This window comes from Tolypothrix tenuis PCC 7101, assembly GCF_963874875.1.
Taxonomy (GTDB): Bacteria; Cyanobacteriota; Cyanobacteriia; order Cyanobacteriales; family Nostocaceae; genus Aulosira; species Aulosira tenue.
Genome location: NZ_CAWNJS010000001.1, coordinates 4,540,791 through 4,564,555, shown reverse-complemented (window position 1 = coordinate 4,564,555; position 23,765 = coordinate 4,540,791). Strand labels below are relative to the sequence as shown.

Genomic DNA, 23,765 nt, shown 5'->3' with positions numbered 1-23,765 from the left:
AAAGCCACCTATACTTAGGTGGCTTTTTTCATTATTATGCAAATAATTAGACTAGGAGAGGGAAAGCGTGGAAAATTGGCAAGCAATCCTCAGCATCATTACTTTTATCACTGTCATTGTCTTAATCATGACAGAATGGGTACATCTCACCATTGCTGCATTTTTAGGAGCATTATTACTAGTTTTTACCAACGTCATGACTTTAAAAGAAGCTGTTGGTTACATCGGTAATAGTCATGGCACACTAGGTTTATTCTTCGGTGTGATGGTACTAGTAAGAGCATTTGAGCCTACCAAAATATTTGATTACTTAGCGACACAAATGGTGTTATTGGCTAAAGGTGATGGTAAGCGTCTCTTACTAGGAATTGTGGGGATTACTACCCCTATTTGTGCCGTTTTACCCAATGCCACAACAGTAATGTTACTAGCGCCTTTAATCCCACCTATGGCGCAAGAAATAGGCATAAATTTTGTACCTTTATTGATTTTAATGGTATTTGTTGCTAACAGTGCTGGACTACTGACACTTGTAGGCGATCCAGCGACATTTATTGTTGGTGATGCCATTAATATTAGTTTTACAGATTATTTATTGCGCTTAAGTTTAGGTGGAGTTATTGCCGTTGCCGCAGTAACAGCTACATTACCATTTTTATTTCGCAAAATTTGGCGGACAAAATTAGAAAATCTTGAACAACTACCACATCCAGAAATTAATCATCCACGAGTTCTCGCTGTGGGTACATTAATTATTGCTTTTGTCCTGTTATTTTTTGTTATTGGCGAATCTCTACCTGTTCCTATTTCCCCTGCTGCTGTTGCTTTATTAGGAGCAGCTTTAGCTTTACTGCTATCTCACCAAAGTAAAATCGATTCAGTTCACAACATATTACGAGATGTAGACTGGAGCACATTAATCTTCTTCATGAGTATCTTTGTGCTAATTGGTGGTTTAGAAAAAACTGGGGTAATTAATGGTTTATCAGGAATATTAGCAATAGTCTTAGGAAAAAATATTGTCTTAGGTTCGCTCGCTTTAGTATTTTTTGTAGGTATATTATCTAGCATTGTGCCTAATATTCCGTTAGTGGTAGCGATGGTACCTTTGCTGAAACAATATCTCGTCAACGTCGGATTAGCACCAGCCGCAGTTTTAGCAGCCGACTTCCAAGGACAATTTCCCCCAGAAGTCTTACCACTGTTTTACGCCATGATGTTTGGTGCAACATTGGGAGGTAATGGCACACTAGTGGGAGCATCTTCTAATATCGTCGCTGCGGGTATTTCTGAGCAGCATGGAAGGCGAATCTCTTTTAAAACTTTTCTACACTATGGGATTCCCGTAATGCTACTACAACTAGTAGCTTCGGCTTTGTATGTGTTGTTTCGCTTTTTACTCTAGTACAGTGTGGAGTAAGTCAAGCACCCATGCTCAAGTATGACAAAACTGACGCTGTATTCATTACTAGTGCCTACCTGACAACTGAATGAAGTTAAATATTTAATTTTTTCTTTGCTTTCTGCGATCATCAATATCTGTTTCTATGATCACTTGCGATCGCAAGCTTATTCCCAGTAATCATCACCTACTCTGCATTCTCTTACCGCTCATCACATCGGAGTCTGTAGGGTATTACCCCTGATTCAGTAATGGTATCCTTTGATGGGGGTAAGATTTACTCTCAATCACAACCTCTACTTCAGATAACTTTATATCTGGGGATAGATGCTTTTGCCGATTGTATTCAAAGATTCTACCCAACATAGAGATATTTGGGGTACTAGATCTGGTACAACAACTATAAAGCCGAATTAATTCTAAGTTCAAAAAGGATTAAAACCATGAACCCGCCGGAAGAATATACCAATAGTAATTCCAGAGAGCCAGGGCAAGGGGGGTCAATTTCGGACATCAATAAACTACAATCAAATGGGACAAACCTCGCCGAACTTAACAGCTTAGATAGAGTTAGGGATATTCTTTTTGGTAACCAGGTAAGAGAAGTTGAAAAAAGATTTGCCCGTTTAGAAGACCGTCTGGTTAAAGAATTGAATAATGTCCGAGATGAAACCAAAAAACGCCTAGATTACTTAGAATTATATATTAAAAAAGAGGTTGATTCCTTAACAGAGCGCTTAAAAAATGAGCAAATAGACAGAGATGCAGGAGCCAAAGCGCTTGCAGAAGAACAGAAAAATCTCACCATTAATTTAGAAAAAAAGTTTGCCCAATTGGACGAACAAACTAGTAATAGCCAAAGAGAACTCCGCGAACAAATTCTCAACCAAGCCAATAGCTTACAAGATGATATCCGGCAGAAGTATCAGGAAATCCTGACTTTGTTAGAAAGAGAATCTCAAGAACTACGGAGAGATAAAGCAGACCGTTCCAAACTCGCATCTTTGTTTACAGAACTAGCCGTGAGGTTAAACTCTGATATTAAGTCTTAATTAAATTCGCCAGCTACCGATAATATACCTATATCCTGATTATATCCTCAATTTGTGCTACAGCACGTAAATTTATAAATTGAAAATTTAAACGGTCGAAACTGCTTTATGGCAAGCATTACAACAGTTAAATCGCCACAATTAAACGCGCTTAAAATTACTATTGCATATATATCAGGAAATTTTAGCAATGAGTAATAAATCTACGGATGAAATCGCTAAAGAGTCCCTGAAATCTTTGAGTAATGGTAAGCAAATTAGTATAGCTATTAACCCTGCTGTTGCTCTAAGAGAAACCCAATCATCTAGTTCTGACAATGCTTCTTCTAACTCTTCTGCTCAGTCTGTTGCTATTAACTCACCTGGAAGCAATCATCATGTACAAAACAATGATGAATTAAATATTCTTCGCAGTTTGCTTCTTGGTGTTGAGCCAACTGCGCTAAATAAACTATATGAGCGATTAGAGAACCCGCAAATTCAAGCAGAAGATATTAGTCGTCTGTTACCAGAAGCTGTGGTGTTGCGTTCCAAGCAGGATAAACAACTAGGTGAAGCCATAGTTACTACTGTAGAAACAGCACTCCAAAACTCAATTCAACAAGACCAAAATAGACTTTCTGAAACCTTTTTTCCGATTATTGGCCCAGCAACTCGCAAAGCGATTTCCACAGCTTTGGAAGAGATGCTGCAATCTTTAAATCAAACTTTAGAACATAGCTTGTCACCGCAAAGTTTGCAGTGGCGACTAGAAGCAAAAAAGACCGGGAAATCATTCGCGGAAATAATTCTTCTCCGCACACTGGTTTATCGAGTAGAACAAGTATTTTTAATTCATAGAAATACTGGATTATTGTTGCAACACCTGATAGCACCCCAGGTAACCACTCAAGATCCTGATTTAGTTTCTGCAATGTTGACAGCTATTCAGGATTTTGTTAGAGATTCTTTCAGTATAGGCACAGAAGATGGACTGCAATCTTTGCAGTTTGGCGAACTCACCATTTGGATTGAAGAAGGGCCGCAAGCAGTACTAGCTGCAATTATTCGGGGGAAACCCCCCCAAGAATTAAGGTTAACCCTCAAAGATGCCCTCGAAAAAATCCATCTGCGATTAAGCAGCGAAATGAATAATTTCGTAGGGGATACAGAGCCATTTATTACCAGTAAACCTTATTTAGAAGCTTGTCTAGCTGAAGGCTATAAATCACCACCGAAAAAAAATTATATTTATGCTTGGGGCTTTTTAGGTACGATTGCGATCGCTTGCAGTGTTTGGGGCTTTTTAACAATCCGAGAGCAATTTCGCTGGTATTCCTATATCCAAAAGCTGGAGTCCCAACCAGGAATCGTTGTAGTCAATACAGAACAGCGTCAGGGAAAACATTTTATTTCCGGAATGCGCGATCCCTTAGCTGTAGATCCTAAAAAACTGATACAGCTAGCAAATATCAATCCAAAAAGCGTAATTGGTCAGTGGCAACCTTACATATCATTAGACCCGCAATTAATTACCCTTAGATCTGAGAAATTGCTGCAACCACCAAAAACCGTCACCCTAAAAGTTGACGAAAATGGCATTCTTAATGCAAGTGGTGCAGCACCCCGCCAATGGATTTCCCAATCCAGAAATTTATGGCGTTTTATTCCCGGTGTCACTCAATTCAATGACAACAATCTTCAGGACATTGCCCTGATTCAACTAGAGTCATATAAACAGCAAATAGAACAAGAAATGCTCTTTTTTTCTGAAGGTACAACTGAGTTGATTGCAGGTGAAGTGAATAAACTTCCCAATTTAGCAATCAAAATTAATCAACTTTTAGATATTGCTCAATCTCTCAATAAAAACGTGAGTTTGCAAATTTCTGGACACACAAGTACCACGGGTACAGAACAAATTAATAATTTACTTAGCCAAGCCCGGGCTAATAAAATTCTTGCCGAACTAACTGCCCAAGGTATCAATTCTAGCAAATTGAAAACTGAAGGTTTAGGTGATACTGCTCTCTCTTCACAACCAGAATTAGCACCTGCAGATAACCGGAGAGTTACCTTCAGAGTATTGATAACCGACACCTCTCAGCTGAAGCAACCTCAATAATTATGCTCCAGAAAAAGATTTGTATGGTTGGTGCATTTGCCACAGGTAAGACTAGTTTAGTATCTAGGTTTGTAAGTAGTATTTTTTCAGAAAAATACCATACTACTGTAGGAGTAAAAATTGATAAAAAAACAATAAATATTCAAGATAAAACTATTAATTTGATACTTTGGGATCTTTATGGAGAAGATGAATTTCAAAAAGTAAGAATGTCATATCTACGGGGTTCATCGGGTTATTTATTAGTAGTCGATGGTACCAGAAGAAATACTTTAGAAAAAGCATTTGAATTGCAAACAAGAGTAGAAGAGACAATTGGTAATGTTCCCTTTATTATGATACTTAACAAATGGGATTTAACAGATGAATGGGAAATAGACCCTGTAGAAATCGATGCAGTGCAGCTAAAAGGTTGGACTGTTATAAAAACAAGTGCTAAAAATGGTTTGGGTGTAGCAGAAGTTTTTCAAACTCTTGCTCAAAAAATAATGGATGAATAAATGTTAGATATCCCCACGCCTGTGATTGCTTATCTTCTGACTTTTATTATTGAAGAACTCTCTCTTGCTTATCTATTAGTTAAAAAAGATGGTTGCTTGTCTGCGTGGGGGGGAAAATTGGCAGTATATGGAGTTAGCAACCTGCAAGCAGGTGAGTATATTACAGAACAGGTGTTTTTTCTGGAAGGGCTACTGCCATTAGATGATTTCCCTTTATTTCTCCCCCGTATGAAAACTGAATATGGTATCTGTGCAGATGTCCATCTCTTCCCCTCTGAGGAAGGTGATTGGGTATTAATGTTAGATGCTACTCGCGATGAAAGTCATAAATCACTCGTGCAACAGCAAGCCAATGAATTCAGCTTATTACAAGAAAAATTAATAAAAATTTTCCAGCAAGAATCAAATCAAAATTAATTTATGGCGGCATAAAATCATGAATGACTCTATCACAGCAGACTTATTTGCAGCCTTAAATATTTTAGTGTTAGAGCGAATTAATTTCGGTACATTTAAAGTTACTGGGACAGTACCCAATTGGTTACGGCATTTTTGCCATCCCAGAATTACATCAGGGATGGAAGTATTAATCCCAGAAGAACAGTTTCCCTTTTTAGAAAATTTTTTGATTGATGCTGAAGAATTTTGGCAAAATAATAGCACGACTAAGCTAACTTCTGGTTTCTGGACAGACCGCGCCCTATCTGGTAAAGAATATCATTTTGAAGCCTCAGCAATTTGCTTAAATAACCGAAAAATTATATTAATTGAATTACTGGATAATTCTTTTTACGAAAAACAATCTATTATTCAAAAAGCTCGAGAAAATCAATTAGTTCACCAACAATTATTAAAAGATAATCAAAAAAAAGAAGTATTAATTCACTGTATTATCCATGATATAGCAGGACAATTAAGTAGTATTAATTGTTGTTTAGCTCTGCTAGAATTTGAAAACCTAACCCCTAAAGGAAAAGAACATTTAGAAGTTGGCAGACAGCAAACTATTAAACAAGAAATGCTGATTCGGGAAATACTAAATGCATTCTCATCTGAAATGCAATCCCTAGAAGCTTTCACACTCGATCCCGAACAAGCACCCAATGTTCTCGCTTCTGTACAAGAGGTAATCAAGGTGTTAAGTCCCACCTTTGCACTTAATGATATGCAATTACAAATAGCCAATAATATTGACTTCACAGCTGACTGGAGAGTAGTAGGCGATCGCTCGCGTTTGGATCGGGTAATTTCTAATTTGGTAGAAAATGCATTCCGCCATAGCCCACCGCAGGCTACTGTGGAAATTGGCTTACAACTAGATGCAGAATCAGTTCTTGTAACCGTCGATGATCGGGGTACAGGTGTAGAGCCAGAGTTTGTACCATCGTTATTTCAAAAATTCTCTCAAGGTAAAAGCAGATCTGGTAGAGCTGGTTTAGGACTTTACTTCTGTCGCATTACAGTTGAACGCTGGGGAGGGAAAATCGGTTATTTACCGCTTCCTGAAGGTGGTTCTCGCTTTTGGTTCCGCCTCTTAAAACCAAAAATGCCAAATTAGGAGAGCCTGAAATAGTCCCATTCCTTGCTTCACAAGAGCAAAGAAACGCTTGTCACCATTGCTCAAAACTTACTGAATCATAACTCTTGACTATAGGCAAATACAGTTCAGTTCAGAAAATTAATTGATCACAAAACCAAAAAAATAGTTATACCAATTCTCCAAAACGTTACACATAGGCAGCAGGGGTAGGGAGCGAGGGGAGAATTATCTGTAGCCTGAATTTAGAGACATGGTATTACTCAACAAAAAACTGAACAATAATTTTGGAGGGGGTTTGGGGGACGCAACCGTCACCCAATCGGGGGTTTGGGGGAGAATCCCCCAATTCTTCTGGCTTCTTTAATGAGTGACAAATCAATCGCTAATGAGCTTAACCCAAGGGTATTGGACTATAGGCTAACAGTAAAAGTAAGTATCTTCAGTAAATTTATTATATTTTGAGTATATTTTTAATTATTTTATCAACCGTAATACTAAGTATTAATTATAAGTATTATTATTTACCCAGTATTTAGGGCAATTTTGTCAATATAATCAATAGGTGGTCGCCCAAAACTATGATATTTCTCTTCTCTAACCCTGATTTCTGAGCCTCTAGCCTCTATTTCCCAAAACGTCAATACTTCTTCAACAACGATTAATTTTTCTGTAAAGACTTAATATTCACCTAGGAAATTGGCTCTAAAGTTTTAATTTTCAATAAAGATGTATTGAAAGTAACTATGATTTTTATAAATTAGGTCAGAATGAAATAACTAAAGTATAGAGTTAGCACGTACGCATTAATACATGCTCTTTTTAAACATCCGATAAATTGTTAACCGATTTAATTTACTTTCAAGTTCTCACTTAAAAAATAACTAATTAAATAATGATATGAATCACACTGATGAAGCAGATATCACTATGTGGTATTACAGCTTTATTAGTAGTAATATCTCATGTTTTTAATTGCCTGATTAATCGTATAACGAGCAGATTAAGGTTTACGTAAAAATCATTACTACCAATGGTGTATCAAATATCCCTATCTGAAACTAACCCAGAAAAAGACATCTCAAAATTACCTATTTTGTCAACAACAGAACAACAGAAATTACTAATTGAGTGGAATCATACTCAAACCGATTATCCCAAGCAAGCTTGTATTCATCAGTTGTTTGAAGCGCAAGTAGAAAAAATACCCGATGCTGTAGCCTTAGTTTTTAACGAGCAGCAAATTACCTATAAAGACTTGAATAGTCGTGCTAATCAACTAGCACAATATCTGCAAATATTAGGAGTTGGTGCAGAAGTTCTAGTAGGAATTTGTGTAGAACGCTCAATAGAAATGGTTGTAGGGTTACTCGCCATTCTTAAAGCTGGTGGAGCTTTTGTACCTCTAGATCCAGCATATCCGCAAGAACGTTTAGCTTTCATGCTGTCTGATACCAATGTATCAGTACTATTAACTCAAAAAGATTTAGTTAGTAAATTACCTACTCATAATGCATCTGTAATTTGCTTAGATAAAAATTGGGATGCAATTTTTCAAAATAGCCAAGATAACCTAACTACTAACGTCACCGCCGAAAACCTGGCTTATGTGATGTACACTTCTGGTTCCACAGGTACGCCCAAGGGTGTTTGTGTCATCCATCGCGGTGTAGTCCGGTTAGTCAAAGAAACTAATTATGCTCAATTAACAGATAATGAAGTAATTCTACAACTTGCGCCGATTTCCTTTGATGCTTCTACTTTAGAAATTTGGGGTTGCTTACTCAATGGTGGAAAATTAGTAATTGCTCCTCCTCACACACCATCATTGGAAGAATTAGCGCAGATTATTCAGCACAACCAAGTTACAACTCTGTGGCTGACGGCTGGTTTATTCCATTTAATAGTTGATGAAAAAATTGAGGCTTTAAAATCCTTGCGTCAACTTTTAGCAGGTGGCGATGTTTTATCCGTTCCCCATGTGCAGAAATTTCTCCAAACTGTAGAGAACTGTCAGCTAATTAATGGTTATGGCCCCACTGAGAATACAACCTTTACTTGCTGCTACAGCATCACAGCACCATTGCAACCAGGTGCTTCCATCCCCATTGGTCGCCCCATTGCCAATACCCAAGTTTATATCTTAGATGACAACCACCAACAAGTTGCGATCGCAGAAGTTGGCGAGTTGTACATTGCTGGTGATGGACTCGCTAGAGGCTATCTCAACCGTCCTGATTTGACTGCTGAAAAGTTTATTTCTCACTCCTTTGATGACAATTCACCAACTCGCCTTTACAAAACTGGTGATTTAGCGCGGTTTCTGCCAGATGGTAATATCGAATTTTTAGGAAGAATTGACAATCAAGTCAAAATTCGCGGTTTCCGCATTGAGCTGGGAGAAATCGAAAGAGAAATTGCTCAACATCCGGAGGTGCGAGAAAATGTGGTTTTAGCGCTTCAGCAAGAAACAGGCGAAAAGCAGTTAGTTGCTTATATTGTGCCGCATCAGCACAGTAGTTACACCCACAATCAATTGCGGAGTTTTTTACAGCAAAAACTACCTAATTACATGGTGCCATCAGCGTTTGTGTTGTTGGAATCAATGCCTTTAACTGCAAACGGCAAAGTTGATAGACATAAATTACCTGCACCCAGTAGAGAACGTCCGCAACTCGAACAAGCTTATATTGCTCCTCAAACTGATTTAGAACGTCAATTAGCAGCTATTTTGGGCGATTTACTGAAAATTGAGCGCGTTGGTATAGATGATAACTTCTTTGATTTAGGAGCAACTTCCATCTCAATTCTGCAAGTTACAGCACGGATACAACAGGAACTGAGTATTGAGTTACCTGCTGTGAAGCTCTTTCAATATTCAACAATTGGCGCATTAGCAAAGTATTTGCAATTAAAACAAAACAGCCAACCTGCTTATGACAAGCTGCAAAATCGCGCTCAACGTCAACAAGCAGCGCGTAGTCGTCGCCGTCATCATCAACAAGGTGTTTAAGTAATGGTAGATATGCAAGCATCGGATAATCAAGATCCCATTGATGGTATTGCCATTATTGGCATGGTAGGGAAATTTCCTGGCGCTAGAAATGTCGATGAATTATGGCGCAATCTCTGTGAGGGACTAGAGTCAACAACTTTTTTTCAAGATGAGGAATTAGATCCCAGTATTGACCCCAATCTTTGCGAAGATCCTAGCTACGTTAAAGCTAGAGGAACCATCCCTGGAGGCGAAACCTTTGATGCAGCTTTTTTTGGTATCAATCCCTCAGAAGCTGTGGTCATGGATCCCCAAGCGAGAGTTTTTCTGGAGTTGGTATATGAAGCTTTAGAAAATGCGGGTTATGAATCAGAGTATTTCGATGGTTTGATTGGATTGTACGCTGGTTGTGGTCAAAATACGTATTTTGCTAACAACATTAGCGGCCGGATGGAAATTGTCGATCGCATCGGTGAATTCCAAACCATGCTAGCTAATGAAAAAGACTTTTTAACTACCCGTGCGGCGTATAAACTTAACCTGAAAGGCCCGGCTGTCAGTGTAAATACTGCTTGCTCTACTTCCTTGGTAGCAGTTATTCAAGCTTGCCAAGCCCTGAGCAACTATCAATGCGATTTGGCTTTAGCGGGTGGTGTATCTATGACTACACCCCAAAATAGCGGTTATATCGCGCAAGAAGGCAGTATGCTTTCCGGTGATGGACATTGTCGCCCCTTCGATGTCAATGCTCAAGGCACAATGTTCAACAACGGCGCAGGAATAGTTGCCCTAAAGCGTTTAGAAGATGCACTGCAAGATGGCGATCGCATTTATGCCGTAATTCGGGGTCTGGGTATCAATAATGACGGTGGTGATAAGGTCAGCTTTACTGCTCCCAGTGTAGACGGACAAGCCGAAGCCATAGCAATGGCGCAAGCTTACGCCAACATTCACCCCGAAACTATCTCTTATATTGAAGCGCATGGTACAGCCACACCCTTAGGTGACCCGATTGAAATTGAAGCCTTAACGCAAGCATTCCGAGTCCATACAGATGCTAAACAGTTTTGTGCGATTGGCTCAGTTAAAAGCAATCTTGGGCATTTAGTAGCGGCGGCTGGGGTAACGGGTTTAATTAAAACTGCGCTCTCCCTATATCACAAAAAACTACCCCCAAGCCTGAATTTTACAGCCCCCAACCCCAAAATTGACTTTGCCAATAGTCCCTTCTATGTCAATACCAAATTAGTAGAATGGCCAGAAGGTGAAACTCCGCGCCGCGCTGGTGTGAGTTCCTTTGGTGTGGGTGGGACAAATGCTCATGTAGTTTTGGAAGAAACTCCAGAAATTCAACCTGCCGGTGCTTCTCGTCCACAGCAGTTATTATTACTTTCAGCAAAAACAAGTACAGCCTTAGATGCTGCAACCGCCAATTTACAGCAATATCTGCAATACAACGCCGAAATTAACTTAGCTGATGTTGCCTATACCCTACAGCGCGGACGTAAAGCCTTCAACTATCGCCGCTATGTAGTTTGTCACGATATTACAGATGCGATCGCATCACTACAATCTTTAGACCCCAATCAAGTCAGTACTCGTCATACAGAAATCCGCAATCCCCCTGTTGCTTTCATGTTCCCAGGACAAGGATCGCAATATGTGAACATGGGATTGAATCTCTACAACCACGAACCTATATTTCGTGAGGTAGTAGATCGATGCGCGGAAATTCTCAAACCTTTGCTGGGAAGAGATTTACGCGAAATCATGTATCCCGCACCAGGCGATGCTGAAACTGCGGCTATTTCTTTAAAACAAACCTTCTTTACCCAGCCAGCATTATTCGTGATTGAATACGCCCTAGCGCAACTATGGCAAAGTTGGGGAGTCAAACCCCAAGCCATGATTGGTCACAGTATTGGTGAATTTGTCGCCGCCTGTATTGCGGGTGTATTTAGCTTAGAAGATGCGCTGATGTTGGTTGCAACTCGCGGTCGCTTAATGTGGGAGTTACCGGGAGGAGCCATGCTTTCAGTGCGCCTCCCAGCTAAAGAGGTAGAGCCGCGATTAAGTGCAGAATTAGCGATCGCCGCTATTAATGGCCCTTCCCTATGTGTCGTTGCAGGCCCTACAGAGGCGATCGCATCACTACAACAACAACTAGAAAGCGAAGAGATTGTCTGTCGCCATCTCCACACCTCCCATGCTTTCCACTCCCCGATGATGGATAGCATTGTGGCTCCCTTTGCAGAGGTAGTTGCACAAGTTAAATTATCAGCACCTCAAATTCCCTTTGTTTCCACAGTCACCGCCAACTGGATTACAGATGAACAAGCCACCGATCCAATGTATTGGGCGAATCATCTGCGCCAGACTGTGCGATTTGCGGAAGGTGTACAAACCCTCTGGGAACAGCCAGAACGGGTACTGCTGGAAGTGGGGCCACGGGCTACAACTGCAACCCTAGCGCGCCAACAAGCGAAAGATATCAAACAACAAATTGCGATCGCTTCTCTGGCTGATAACGCTGAGAACACAGCCGAATGGAATGCATTACTCAAAGCAGTAGGACAACTGTGGTTAGCAGGAGTGACTATCGACTGGAGCAATTTCTATCAAGACGAAACACGCCAGCGAATTCCGCTTCCGACTTATCCCTTTGAACGCCAACGTTTTTGGATCGATCCACTACCCCATCCCAACCGCGCCAAAACTGCTCAAATTCCCAATCCCCAAATTGTAGAGAAACCTGCAACTATGTCATCCCCCAAGCAAAAACTTATTCCCCTGCTCAAAGAAGTTCTCGAAGAAACCTCTGGACTAGAAATCGCTGGTTTTGATGACTCGACAACGTTTTTAGAAATGGGGTTAGATTCCCTATCTCTCACGCAAGTTGGACTAGCGTTAAAGAAAAAATTTAAAGTCAAGGTCACACTCAGACAGTTATTAGAAGTTTGCCCGAATTTGGGAACCTTGGCTGACTTAGTTAATGAAGGTTTGTCGCCAGAAATTGTATCCGCGCTTGGTTTAACAGAAACCGTTGCAGAACCTACTTCAGAAGCACCATTACCAACACCTGCAACCATAGTTCCCACGAATGTATCTGCACCGCAACAAATTACGCCCCAACCTGTTGTTGCATCTAGTTTCCTAGAAACTGTGATTAATCAGCAGCTACAAATCATGACTCAACAATTGGCGTTACTGGGTAACAACAATTTATCTCTGACAACGCCAGTTGTACCGACAGTACCAACTCCACAAAACACTGTATCTGTTACCCCTACCCAAACCACCACAGAAGCAAAACCAGTAGTAGAAGCCGAGACAAATGGCGCTAAAAAGGCATTTGGTGCAGCAGCGCGAATTGAAAAAACCCAGAAAACTCTGACAACAGCACAACGCGCTTATCTAGATAAATTTATCCAACGATATACAAAACGGACGCAACAATCCAAAGAATATACCCAATCTCATCGCCGTTACTTGGCAGATCCCAGAAGTGTTTCTGGCTTCAACCCCACGATGAAAGAGATGGTTTACCCGATTGTGGTATCTCGTTCATCAGGTTCTAAACTTTGGGACATTGACGGTAACGAATATGTTGATTTAAGCAATGGTTTTGGTTTGAATTTATTCGGTTGGTCACCAGCTTTCATTACCGAAGCAATTGAAGCCCAACTGAAACTGGGTATGGAAATCGGCCCCCAAACTCCTTTAGTGGGAGAAGTCGCAAAGTTAATGTGTGAATTGACCAACTTTGACCGCGCCGCTTTTTGCAACACAGGTTCAGAAGCTGTTTTAGGGGCGATGCGGTTAGCGCGGACAATTACAGGTCGTAACTTAATCGCTATCTTTTCGGGAGCCTATCACGGCATTTTAGATGAAGTTATTGTTCGTGGTAGCAAGCAACTGCGGTCAATTCCCGCCGCACCTGGTATTCCCCCAGAAAAAGTAGAGAATATTTTGGTATTGGATTATGATTCACCCGAGTCTTTAGAAATCCTCAAAAGTCGGGCTGATGAATTAGCAGGGGTGATGGTGGAATCTGTACAAAGCCGCCGCCCAGAATACCAACCCAAAGAATTCTTGCAGCAATTGCGTAAGTTCACTGAAGAGGCTGATATTGCTCTCATCTTTGATGAAATCGTTACTGGATTTAGAATTCATCCCGGTGGCGCTCAAGCTCACTTCGGTATTAAAGCAGACATTGCTACCTACGGTAAGATTGTCGGCGGTGGACTACCGATTGGGGTGATTGCTGGAACATCAAAATATATGGATGCTTTAGATGGTGGCTTTTGGCAGTATGGTGATGATTCAGTTCCAGAGGTTGGTGTCACTTACTTTGCTGGTACTTTCGTCCGCCATCCTCTAGCACTAGCAGCAGCAAAAGCCGTACTGCAACATTTAAAGCAGAGTGGCCCTAGCTTACAGCAAAATCTCAATGCTAGAACCGATAAGTTTGTTGCAGAAATAATGAGATGTTTCCAACAAGTAAAAGCACCCTTCACAGCTTATAATTTCGGTTCCCTATTCATGGTGAAACCTGCGCCAGAGTTCATCTATGGAGATTTGTTCTTTTACTTGATGCGGGAAAAGGGAGTGCATATTTGGGATCACCGTCCTTGCTTCCTCACCACCGCCCATTCTGAAGCTGATTTGGCTTTTGTGATGACAGCCTTTAAAGAGAGTCTTGCTGAAATGCAAGCTGCTGGCTTCTTTGCTGCACCAGATCAAGAACTAACAAGCCGCAGCCAAAATGCAGTTGTCGTTACCAATAACAGCCTCCGCAATCGTCCTCCCCAGCCTGGTGCAAAATTAGGACGTGATCCGCAAGGTAATCCTTCCTGGTATATTCCTGATCCTGAGCGTCCTGGGAAATATTTACAAGTCGCCGGTGTTTCCTAAAGTACTGTAAAAATTGGCGTTGCTGGCGGAATGATTTGTTTCATCCAATTCAGCAACGCCAAACATCAATCACATAAATCTAGAAATCATCATCTACTGAATTACTAATTTATCTGCGTCCATCCTCTTCTATCGGCAGTTAATTATTGCTTTTGACCAATTTGTAAAAATTATCCCAGCAAAAGTATCAATGTATAAACACATTAATTCACTTACTTCTCTGCGGGGTATTGCAGCTTTAGTTGTTGTTATCCATCATTTCTCTTACTACACATTACCTAAAACTGGTGCCACGTTATCAACATATAGCAGTTTTTTTCATAATGGATATTTGTGGGTAGACTTTTTCTTTATCTTAAGTGGTTTCATCATGACCCACGTTTATGCTAGAGATTTTTCTGCAAAATTGACTTCAGATAACTATCGCTCATACTTACTTTCGCGGTTTGCCAGAATTTATCCTCTACATATATTTATTTTGGCTTTATTTGTGGGATTAGAAATTTTAAAAACATTTTTAATTCATCATTCTGCATTCACGGGAAAGTTTAACTTAACAGCCTTGTTTGCCAATGTTTTTCTTCTCCAAGCTTTTGACCTCAATTGCCCACCTCTATTTTGGTGTAATACTTATTGGAATGAACCAGCTTGGTCAATTAGTGTAGAGTTTGTGATTTACTGTGTATTTCCATTTTTATTATTTTTCTTGTTAAGAAACAATTATAAGCATGATTTACTGATGTATGTTTCTAGCCTCTTGGGTATATTATTATTAGTTACTTTAACTCGTGGGAATTTAGATAGTATTATCGGTGTACCTGCGATAGCTAGATGCGGACTAGAATGTGTACTTGGAATTATCACTTACAAAGTCTATCGTCGAGGTCATTATCAAAAGTATTTTAATCTGAATTTACTGGCAATTATAGCTATAACTTGGATAATGCTGATTATGCATAATTACTGGCATTATTGGCGTAGCCTTCATGATTGGCTGATTTTACCAGGTTTTTCTCTACTAATTTTGGCTGTATCTGTCAATAACAAGGGCATGATATCAAAATTTTTAAATTCACAGCCAATGCTCTATCTCGGGACAAGATCTTACTCAGTTTATCTGGTTCATTGGTTTATTCAAGATGTAATTAAATTTTCTTGGGTTTATAGATTTAACGGGATTTTCGGACAAAGTTTTACTAGATTGGAAAACTTTCTCGCTCTAGGAGTATTTTTGATGATTACTTTATTAGTCGCATCACTAACATATAAATTCGTAGAAGTCCCTATGCGGCATTATTTAAAGTCAAAACTCTTGCTAACCAATATTAATGAGTAGCAGGTTATTAAACCAAAAATCCATTCAAAACCATTAAATAACTTGAGAGAAAAAGAGATTTTTATGACTTTATCACCTGTAAATTTCCAGTCTGGATTAACTGCTGTTGAGTTTGACCCATTTGCCGAGGGAGAATTACTATTAACTGCTCCTGCTACTGAATCTCAAAAGGAAATTTGGGCTTCTGTGCAAATGGGTGATGCTGCTAATTGTGCTTATAACGAGTCCCAATCTCTGCGGCTCAAAGGTGAACTTGATGTTAAAGTTTTCCAATCTGCACTGCAAGAGTTAGTGCTACGTCATGAAGCACTCAGGACAACTTTTAGCACAGATGGTAATACACTCTGCATTGTTGATTCTTTGCAAATTGAAATCCCAATTATTGATATTTCTAGCCTAGAAAAACAGGAACAACAGGAAAAATTAGCTAGTATCAGACAACAAGAAGTAGAAAAGCCCTTTGATTTGGAACATGGCCCCTTATTCCGGGCGCAAATTATCAAATTGCAGCCGCAAGAACATATAGCGATTTTGACTGCTCATCATATTATTTGTGATGGTTGGTCTTGGGCTGTGCTGATTCCAGATTTGGGTAAACTGTATTCTGGCTTGCTAGAAGGTATTGTTCCCGAATTAGACGAAAGCGATCGCCTCAGTGATTATGCTGTTTTGCAAGAAGAAGAGGTAGGTAGCCCAGAAGCGCTCGCCACAGAACAATATTGGCTAGAACAATTCGCTGACTCTGTACCTGTACTAGATTTCCCCTGCGATCGCCCTCGCCCACATATCAGAACTTTTAACGCCGCGCGCGAAGATTGGCAATTAAATCCCGAATTAGTTGCAGATCTCAAACAGCTAGGGACAAAATTTGGTTGTAGTTTTATGACTACTATCCTGGCAGGATTTGAGGCTTGGCTACACCGTATTACCGGACAAAATGACTTGGTTGTGGGTATTCCCGCCGCCGGACAAGCTGCTTTAGGACAGTATAATCTTGTAGGTCATTGTGTAAATTTACTACCATTGCGTAGCCAAGTTAATGGCGCACAATCTTTCAGTGAATATTTGCAAAGCCGTCGTTCTACTGTTTTAGATGCTTACGATCATCAACAATTTACCTTTGGGAGTCTAGTTAAAAAATTAAGTATTCCTCGGGATTCTAGCCGGATTCCCTTGGTTCCCATTACATTTAATATCGATCAAGGTTTAGATAGTGATAAACTCCCCTTTGCAGGGTTAGAAGTAGAGTTTTTCTCTAATCCTCGTTCCTTTGAGAACTTTGAAATATTTATTAATGCTACAGAATTACGCGGTCAACTAACTCTGGAATGTCAGTACAACACTAACTTATTTGATGCTGACACTATTCGTCGTCGGATGGCAGAGTTTGAAACTTTGTTGCAGGGTATAGTTGTAAATCCCAATCAAACTATTGCGAAATTGCCAATTTTACCAGCAGTTGAGCAACAGTTATTAGCAACCTGGAACCAAACTCAAACCAACTATCCTCAAGATAAATCTATCCATCAGTTATTTGAGGAACAGGTAGCGCGTACTCCTGATGCTGTGGCTTTGGTATTTCCAGGACAGCAACTCACTTATCAAGAGTTGAATACTCGCGCCAATCAATTAGCACAATACCTACAAACATTAGGAGTAGGCGCAGATGTGCTGGTGGGAATCTGCGTGGAACGCTCTTTAGAAATGATAGTAGGTCTATTAGGTATCCTGAAAGCTGGCGGAGCTTATGTACCTTTAGATCCGGGTTATCCTCAAGAACGTTTGGCGTTCATGCTTGCGGATACCCAAATCAAATTATTAGTCACCCAAAAAAGACTAGTTGAAAAACTACCTACTCATACTGCAAATATCATTTGCTTGGATGCAGATTGGCAGACTATCAGCCAACAAGCAACAGAGAATTTAATTACTAATGTCAAGCCTTATAACTTGGCTTATGTAATGTACACCTCTGGTTCTACAGGTACACCCAAAGGTGTTAGTGTTATTCATCAAGGTGTAGTGAGGTTAGTGAAAGAAACTAACTATGTCAGCCTTACCGACAAAGAAGTTTTTCTACAAATTAGTCCTGTTTCTTTCGATGCTTCCACTTTTGAAATTTGGGGTTGTTTGCTTAACGGTGGCAAATTAGTTATCTTTCCTCCTCATACTCCATCTTTAGATGAATTAGGGGGAATTATTCAGCAATACCAAGTAACAACTCTGTGGCTGACAGCAGGGTTATTCCACTTGATAGTTGATGAAAAAATTGAGGCTTTAAAACCCTTGCGTCAACTGTTAGCTGGTGGTGATGTTTTATCTGTTCCTCACGTTCAGAAATTTCTCAATACAGTAGAAAACTGTAAATTAATTAATGGTTACGGCCCTACAGAAAGTACAACTTTTACTTCCTGTTATGAAATCACAGCACCATTAAAGCCAGGGGCTTCTATTCCTATCGGTCGTCCAATTGCTAATACCCAAGTTTATATTTTGGACTCCCATTTACAACAAGTCCCCATTGGGATTACAGGTGAGTTGTATATTGGTGGCGATGGTTTAGCACGGGAATATTTCAATCGCCCAGATTTAACTGCTGAGAGATTTATTGCTAACCCCTTGAGCGCAGATTCTCAATCACGCTTATATAAGAGTGGTGACTTGGCGCGCTATTTGCCCAATGGCGAGATTGAATACCTTGGACGGATTGATAATCAAGTAAAAGTTAGCGGTTTCCGCATAGAATTGGGCGAAATTGAAATCGCACTTTTGCAATCTCCGCTAGTAAAAGAAGCTGTGGTGATTGTGCGGGAAGATTCTCCTGGTGAGAAATTGCTAGTTGGTTATTTTGTAGCTGAAACTAATGAAGATAGTTCGCAAATTATTTCAGAATTACGGCGATTCTTAAAACAACAATTGCCTGAGTATATGGTGCCAAAGATTTTTGTGGCACTAGAAGCTTTACCTCTGAATGCGAACGGCAAAGTAGATCGCCGTGCCTTGCCAAAGCCTGATGCTTATAGTCCAGAACTAGAAGCAAATTATGTTGCACCTCGTACTCCCATTGAGCAGCAAATTGCAGATATCTGGACACAGGTTTTAAATGTCAAGCAAGTTGGAATTTATGACAACTTTTTTGAATTGGGTGGATATTCTCTGTTAGGAATTCAAGTAATTTCTCGTCTGAGACAGGCTTTGCAAGTAGAAATTTTGATGTCCAATTTATTTGAATTACCCACGGTAGCAGATTTGGCTGAACGAGTGGAAACTCTGCGTTGGGCTACTCAAGGTATTCAAGCTGCTGAGAGTCATTCAGCAGATGATTACGAAGAAGGTGAGCTTTGATATTCCCATAGCTAATACGGTTTGGTGAGGTAAGGGGACAAGAGGAGAAATCCCCATTGCCCATTACCAATTACCCATTCCCCACACAGCCAAATTTTCCGCGAGGTTTTATGAAAACATTGGATGAACTACTATCTGAGCTACGTCAGCGCAATGTCAAACTTTGGTTAGAGGGAGAACGCTTGCGTTATCGCGCAGCAAAAGATAGCCTGACACCAGAATTGCTGAACGAGTTAAAAACGCAAAAAGCCGAAATTATCAACTTTCTGCGTCAAGTTACCACAAACGCCACTTCTCAAATTCCGCCAATTGTTGCTTGTGAGCGAACTGGTAATTTACCCGTTTCTTTTGGACAGCAACGCTTATGGTTTCTGCATCAATTTGAACCGAATAGTTCCTCCAATAATATGCCCGTTGTGGTACGGTTTACGGGAAATCTCAATGTTACTGTGTTGGAGGAAAGTTTGCGAGAAGTTGTCCGTCGCCATGAAGTATTGCGGACAACTTTTCCGGCTGTGAATGGTAAGCCGACTCAAGTCATCGCCACGGATGTTTCCTTAAAGCTACCAGTTATTGACTTACAGCAAGTACCAGAGGAACAAAGAGAGACAGAAGCTCATATATTAGCCACCAAAGAAGCTCATCAACCCTTTGATTTAGCCAATGGGCCAGTTTTGCGAGTGCTGCTGCTGCGGTTGAGCGATCGCGAACATCTGCTGATTTGGAATATGCACAGTATAGTTTGCGATGGTGCTTCTTCTGATGTGTTCTATCAAGACTTCACTACCATTTACAAAGCACTGTCAGCAGGTCAGCCTTCGCCTTTACCACCCTTACCAGTGCAGTACGCTGATTTTACCCATTGGCAACATCAATGGCTGCAAGGTGAGGTTTTAGAGTCACAGGTAAACTACTGGAAGCAAAAGCTAGAAGGCAATTTACCGATCATTGATTTACCTTACGATCATCCTCGTCCGCAAGGAGCGCAAACATACCGAGGCGATCGCGCTGCTTTATTATTACCAAAGACGCTCAATCATGCGCTGACAGACTTGAGTCAAAAATGGGGAGCCACCCTGTTTATGACTCTATTAACAGTATTTGAGTTATTACTTTATCGCTATTCTGGGCAAGAAGATTTACTAGTTAGCTTTGCCAGTGCTGGACGCGGACAAGTTGAAACCGAAAGACTAATTGGATTTTTCTCGAATACTTTGGTACTGCGGAGTAACTTAGCAGGTAATCCCACTTTCCGAGAATTATTAGACAGAGTACGTAAGGATTGTTTAGAAGCTTATAGCCATCAAGACTTACCTTTTGAAAGACTTATTGAAGAACTTAAACCAGAACAACAAAGCCGTAATACTTCCTCACTATTTCAAGTAAAATTCTCCCTGAATCCGCCTTGGTCAAATGGTCGTGGTATGGCGGCGGTGGAACTGCCTGATTTGACGATCGCTTCTTTATTTGGCTACATCTATCATGGTAAAACCAAATACGATCTGACATTAGTATTGCGGGAACAGGATAATGGTCTGGGCATGGTATTCGACTACAATGCCGAGATGTTTGACACCAGCACTGTAGAACGTATGCTGGGACATTACAAAACTTTACTCGAAGGTATTGTTGCCAACCCAGATCGGCCGATTTCAGAATTACCTCTATTAACAGCCGGGGAACAGCAATTATTAGTGGATTGGCATGGCAAACAGGCTGATTATCCTCAAGATATTTGTATCCATCAGTACTTTGAGAATCAAGTTGAACGAACTCCTAATAATATTGCAGTCAGTTTTGCAAATCAGCAGTTCACCTATCTAGAACTCAATCACCGCGCAAACCAGCTAGCTCACTATTTGCAAACTTTAGGCGTAGGAGCCGGAGTAAACGTCGGTTTATATTTAGAGCCTTCTCTAGAAACGATTGTGGGGCTATTGGGTATTTTAAAAGCTGGCGGCACATCTGTTGCGATCGCACCTACATTTGGGGCTGAGATTTTAGCAGATGCTCAAGTATCTTTTCTCTTAACTCAAAGTTCCTTAGTTGAGAAACTTCCTGAGCATCAGGCAAAAGTCATCTGTATAGATACTGAATTAGCGGGTATCTCTCTACACTCAAATGATAATCCAGTTTGTCAAGTCACAGAGCAGAATCTCGCCTGTGTGATTTATGTTTCTGGTGTCAATGGTGTAGCGATTACACACCGCAATCTTGTTACCCACAGCCTTGCAATCAGCGAAACTTGGGATTTGGCGGAAAGCGATCGCGTTTTACTTCTACCTAGTCTCAACGGCGATACTTTTATTGAATCACTATTCCCTACTTGGGTTACAGGTGCTACTGCAATCCTGCATTCTCAGGAAGTACAAAACTCAGCGGCGCAGTTTTTCTCATTCGTTGCTCAACAACAAATTACCGTTGTTAATTTAGCTACTGCTTTTTGGTATGAGTTAGTCAAGGAGTTATCTGCATCCTCCTCAACGTTACCAGCTAGCTTGCGCTTGGTGATGGTTGGTGGCGAAAAAGTCTCCCGCAATGGTTATTTAACTTGGGTAGAAAAGGTTGGTCAGCAAGTACGCTGGTTAAATGCTTATGGAACCCTAGAAACAACTTTAACCGCCACAGTTTACGATCCAGAGACTGCAACAGAAGCCAGTGAAACACGCTCAGAAATTCCTTTAGGAAAAGCGATCGCTAATACCCAAGTCTACATCCTCGACAAGCGATCGCAACTTGTACCCATCGGCGTGACTGGGGAAATCTACATCGGTGGTATCGGTGTTGCTCAAGGCTACTTTAACCGTCCTGAGTTAACATTTGAGAAATTTATTTCTCATCCCTTTAGCAAAGAATCAGGAGCATATCTTTACAAAACTGGTGACTTAGGACGCTACTTAAGTGATGGCAATGTTGAGTTTTTAGGCCGTTCAGATAATCAAGCCAAAATTCACGGTTATCGCTTTGAATTGTCAGAAATTGAAACCATTTTGGCTCAATACCCAGGTATAGAGAATACTGTAGTCATCCTCAGAGAAGATATCCCTAGTGATAAACATTTAGTTGTTTATTTGGTTGCTCACGCAGGAGAGATTATTTCTAGCGATCAACTGCTGAGTTTTCTCCAGCAAAAGTTACCTAAACAGATGTTGCCTACTGCTTTTATTTTCCTAGATTCTCTACCATTAAACGCTCAGGGAGATGTAGATCGCAAAGCTTTACTTGCTCTTAGTTTAACTAAAAATAAAACAGAAAAAACTTTTGCTAAAGCTGAAACTCCATTACAACTGCAATTAACAGAAATTTGGGAAAATATTTTAGGAGTTCACCCAATTGGCATAAAAGATAATTTTTTTGATTTAGGTGGGCATTCATTAGTAGCAGTACGTCTATTTTCTCAGATTGAAAAGGTAGTTGGCAAAAACCTAGCTCTATCTATGCTCTTGCAAGCTCCAACTATTGAGCAATTAGCTAATATTATTGAACACGAAATCAGATCTAATCCTGGGGTTTTGCTAAAAGTAAAAGCTGATATAAACTCTGATGAATCAATTCCTTGGTCATCTTTAGTAGCTATTCAGCCTAATGGTTCTAAGCCTCCTTTCTTCTGTGTACATGGTTTGGGTGGAGAAGTTCTGCGTTTCCGTGAATTGGCAGTGCATTTAGGAACCGATCAGCCATTTTATGGACTACAACCACAAGGATTAGATGGGAAAAAGATTCCCTATAATCGTATTGAAGACATGGCAGCACACTACATTCAAAAAATTCAGAGTATTCAACCTCATGAGCCTTATTTTATCGGTGGATACTCATCTGGAGGTATAATTGCTTATGAAATTGCTCGACAATTACTGATGCAAGGTAAAGAAGTAGCTTTGCTAGTTTTATTTGACACCTTCGGTTCAAAAGATATCAAATCAGAACCATTGCAACAGCCAGCTTCTCATAAGTGGAAGAATAGTTTAAAAATTGCATCTAACTATGTTTTTGAGAAGTTACAAAGACATAGAGAAGAGCTTAAGTATCAGATTAAAAAGATGCTTTGGCGAGTTGTCTTTCAATTTCATCTGAGCTTTGGACAACCTTTACCTTACTCGAATCGAAAATTCATGGTGGAAGAATCCACTAGAAAAGCACTCAGAGAGTATGTTCTCCAAGCTTATTCAGGTCGTGTAATTGTATTCCGAACTGAAGAAGGTCGCGTAATTGAAGAACAGGTAGGTGATCGGCAAATGGGTTGGGGTAAATTAGCATTAGGCGGTGTCAATATTTATGATATTTCTGGCATTCATAATTCTGTTTTTAAAGAACCCCAAGTACAATCTGTGTCTGCAATAATAAAGGCTTTGATCAATCAATCTGTGGAAAATAACTAAAATTTGCCCTCTAGGCTAATTCAAAATATCACTCAAACATAAAAATGATAGGAAGTAGATTTTATTTCCTATCATTTTTAACATAAAATATTATTGCATCTCGAAGTTGCATCAATATTTTTATCAATTAACTAGTAAACATATTTTTAATGATAAAATGTTCGTAGATAGTCAATAAATCAATATGTTCTATTAAGTAAA

General features: G+C 40.1%; 11 protein-coding genes. All 11 read left to right on the top strand.

Annotated elements, in window-relative coordinates:
- The first annotated feature begins 67 nt into the window (after positions 1-67).
- Positions 68-1,405 (top strand): ArsB/NhaD family transporter, encoded by a 1,338-nt coding sequence (locus tag AACU25_RS18315; RefSeq protein ID WP_096577994.1) that lies wholly within the window; start codon positions 68-70, stop codon positions 1,403-1,405.
- A gap of 440 nt (positions 1,406-1,845) precedes the next feature.
- Positions 1,846-2,454 (top strand): hypothetical protein, encoded by a 609-nt coding sequence (locus tag AACU25_RS18310; RefSeq protein ID WP_096577992.1) that lies wholly within the window; start codon positions 1,846-1,848, stop codon positions 2,452-2,454.
- A 190-nt stretch (positions 2,455-2,644) separates the two neighbouring features.
- Positions 2,645-4,558, top strand: a complete 1,914-nt coding sequence (locus AACU25_RS18305; protein WP_096577990.1) for an OmpA family protein — start codon at positions 2,645-2,647, stop codon at positions 4,556-4,558.
- Positions 4,559-4,560: 2 nt separating this feature from the next.
- Positions 4,561-5,058, top strand: a complete 498-nt coding sequence (locus AACU25_RS18300; protein ID WP_096577988.1) for a GTP-binding protein — start codon at positions 4,561-4,563, stop codon at positions 5,056-5,058.
- Entirely contained in the window at positions 5,059-5,475 is a 417-nt protein-coding gene (locus AACU25_RS18295; RefSeq protein ID WP_096577987.1) for a hypothetical protein, read from the top strand.
- Between the two features lie 19 nt (positions 5,476-5,494).
- Complete coding sequence (locus tag AACU25_RS18290; protein WP_096577985.1) at positions 5,495-6,616, top strand: sensor histidine kinase; 1,122 nt, start codon at positions 5,495-5,497, stop codon at positions 6,614-6,616.
- A 1,015-nt stretch (positions 6,617-7,631) separates the two neighbouring features.
- Entirely contained in the window at positions 7,632-9,608 is a 1,977-nt protein-coding gene (locus AACU25_RS18285) for a non-ribosomal peptide synthetase (RefSeq protein WP_321206766.1), read from the top strand.
- A 3-nt stretch (positions 9,609-9,611) separates the two neighbouring features.
- Positions 9,612-14,504 (top strand): type I polyketide synthase, encoded by a 4,893-nt coding sequence (locus AACU25_RS18280; protein WP_096577981.1) that lies wholly within the window; start codon positions 9,612-9,614, stop codon positions 14,502-14,504.
- 190 nt (positions 14,505-14,694) lie between these two features.
- Positions 14,695-15,840 carry an acyltransferase family protein gene (locus tag AACU25_RS18275; RefSeq protein WP_096577979.1) on the top strand — a complete coding sequence of 382 codons (1,146 nt, stop codon included), beginning with the start codon at positions 14,695-14,697 and terminating at the stop codon, positions 15,838-15,840.
- Positions 15,841-15,903: 63 nt separating this feature from the next.
- On the top strand, positions 15,904-19,185 hold the full coding sequence (locus AACU25_RS18270) for a non-ribosomal peptide synthetase (protein ID WP_096577977.1): 3,282 nt from the start codon (positions 15,904-15,906) through the stop codon (positions 19,183-19,185).
- Between the two features lie 110 nt (positions 19,186-19,295).
- The gene (locus AACU25_RS18265) at positions 19,296-23,564 is read left to right on the top strand and encodes a non-ribosomal peptide synthetase (protein WP_096577975.1); all 4,269 of its coding nucleotides are present in this window, start codon (positions 19,296-19,298) and stop codon (positions 23,562-23,564) included.
- Positions 23,565-23,765: the final 201 nt, after the last annotated feature.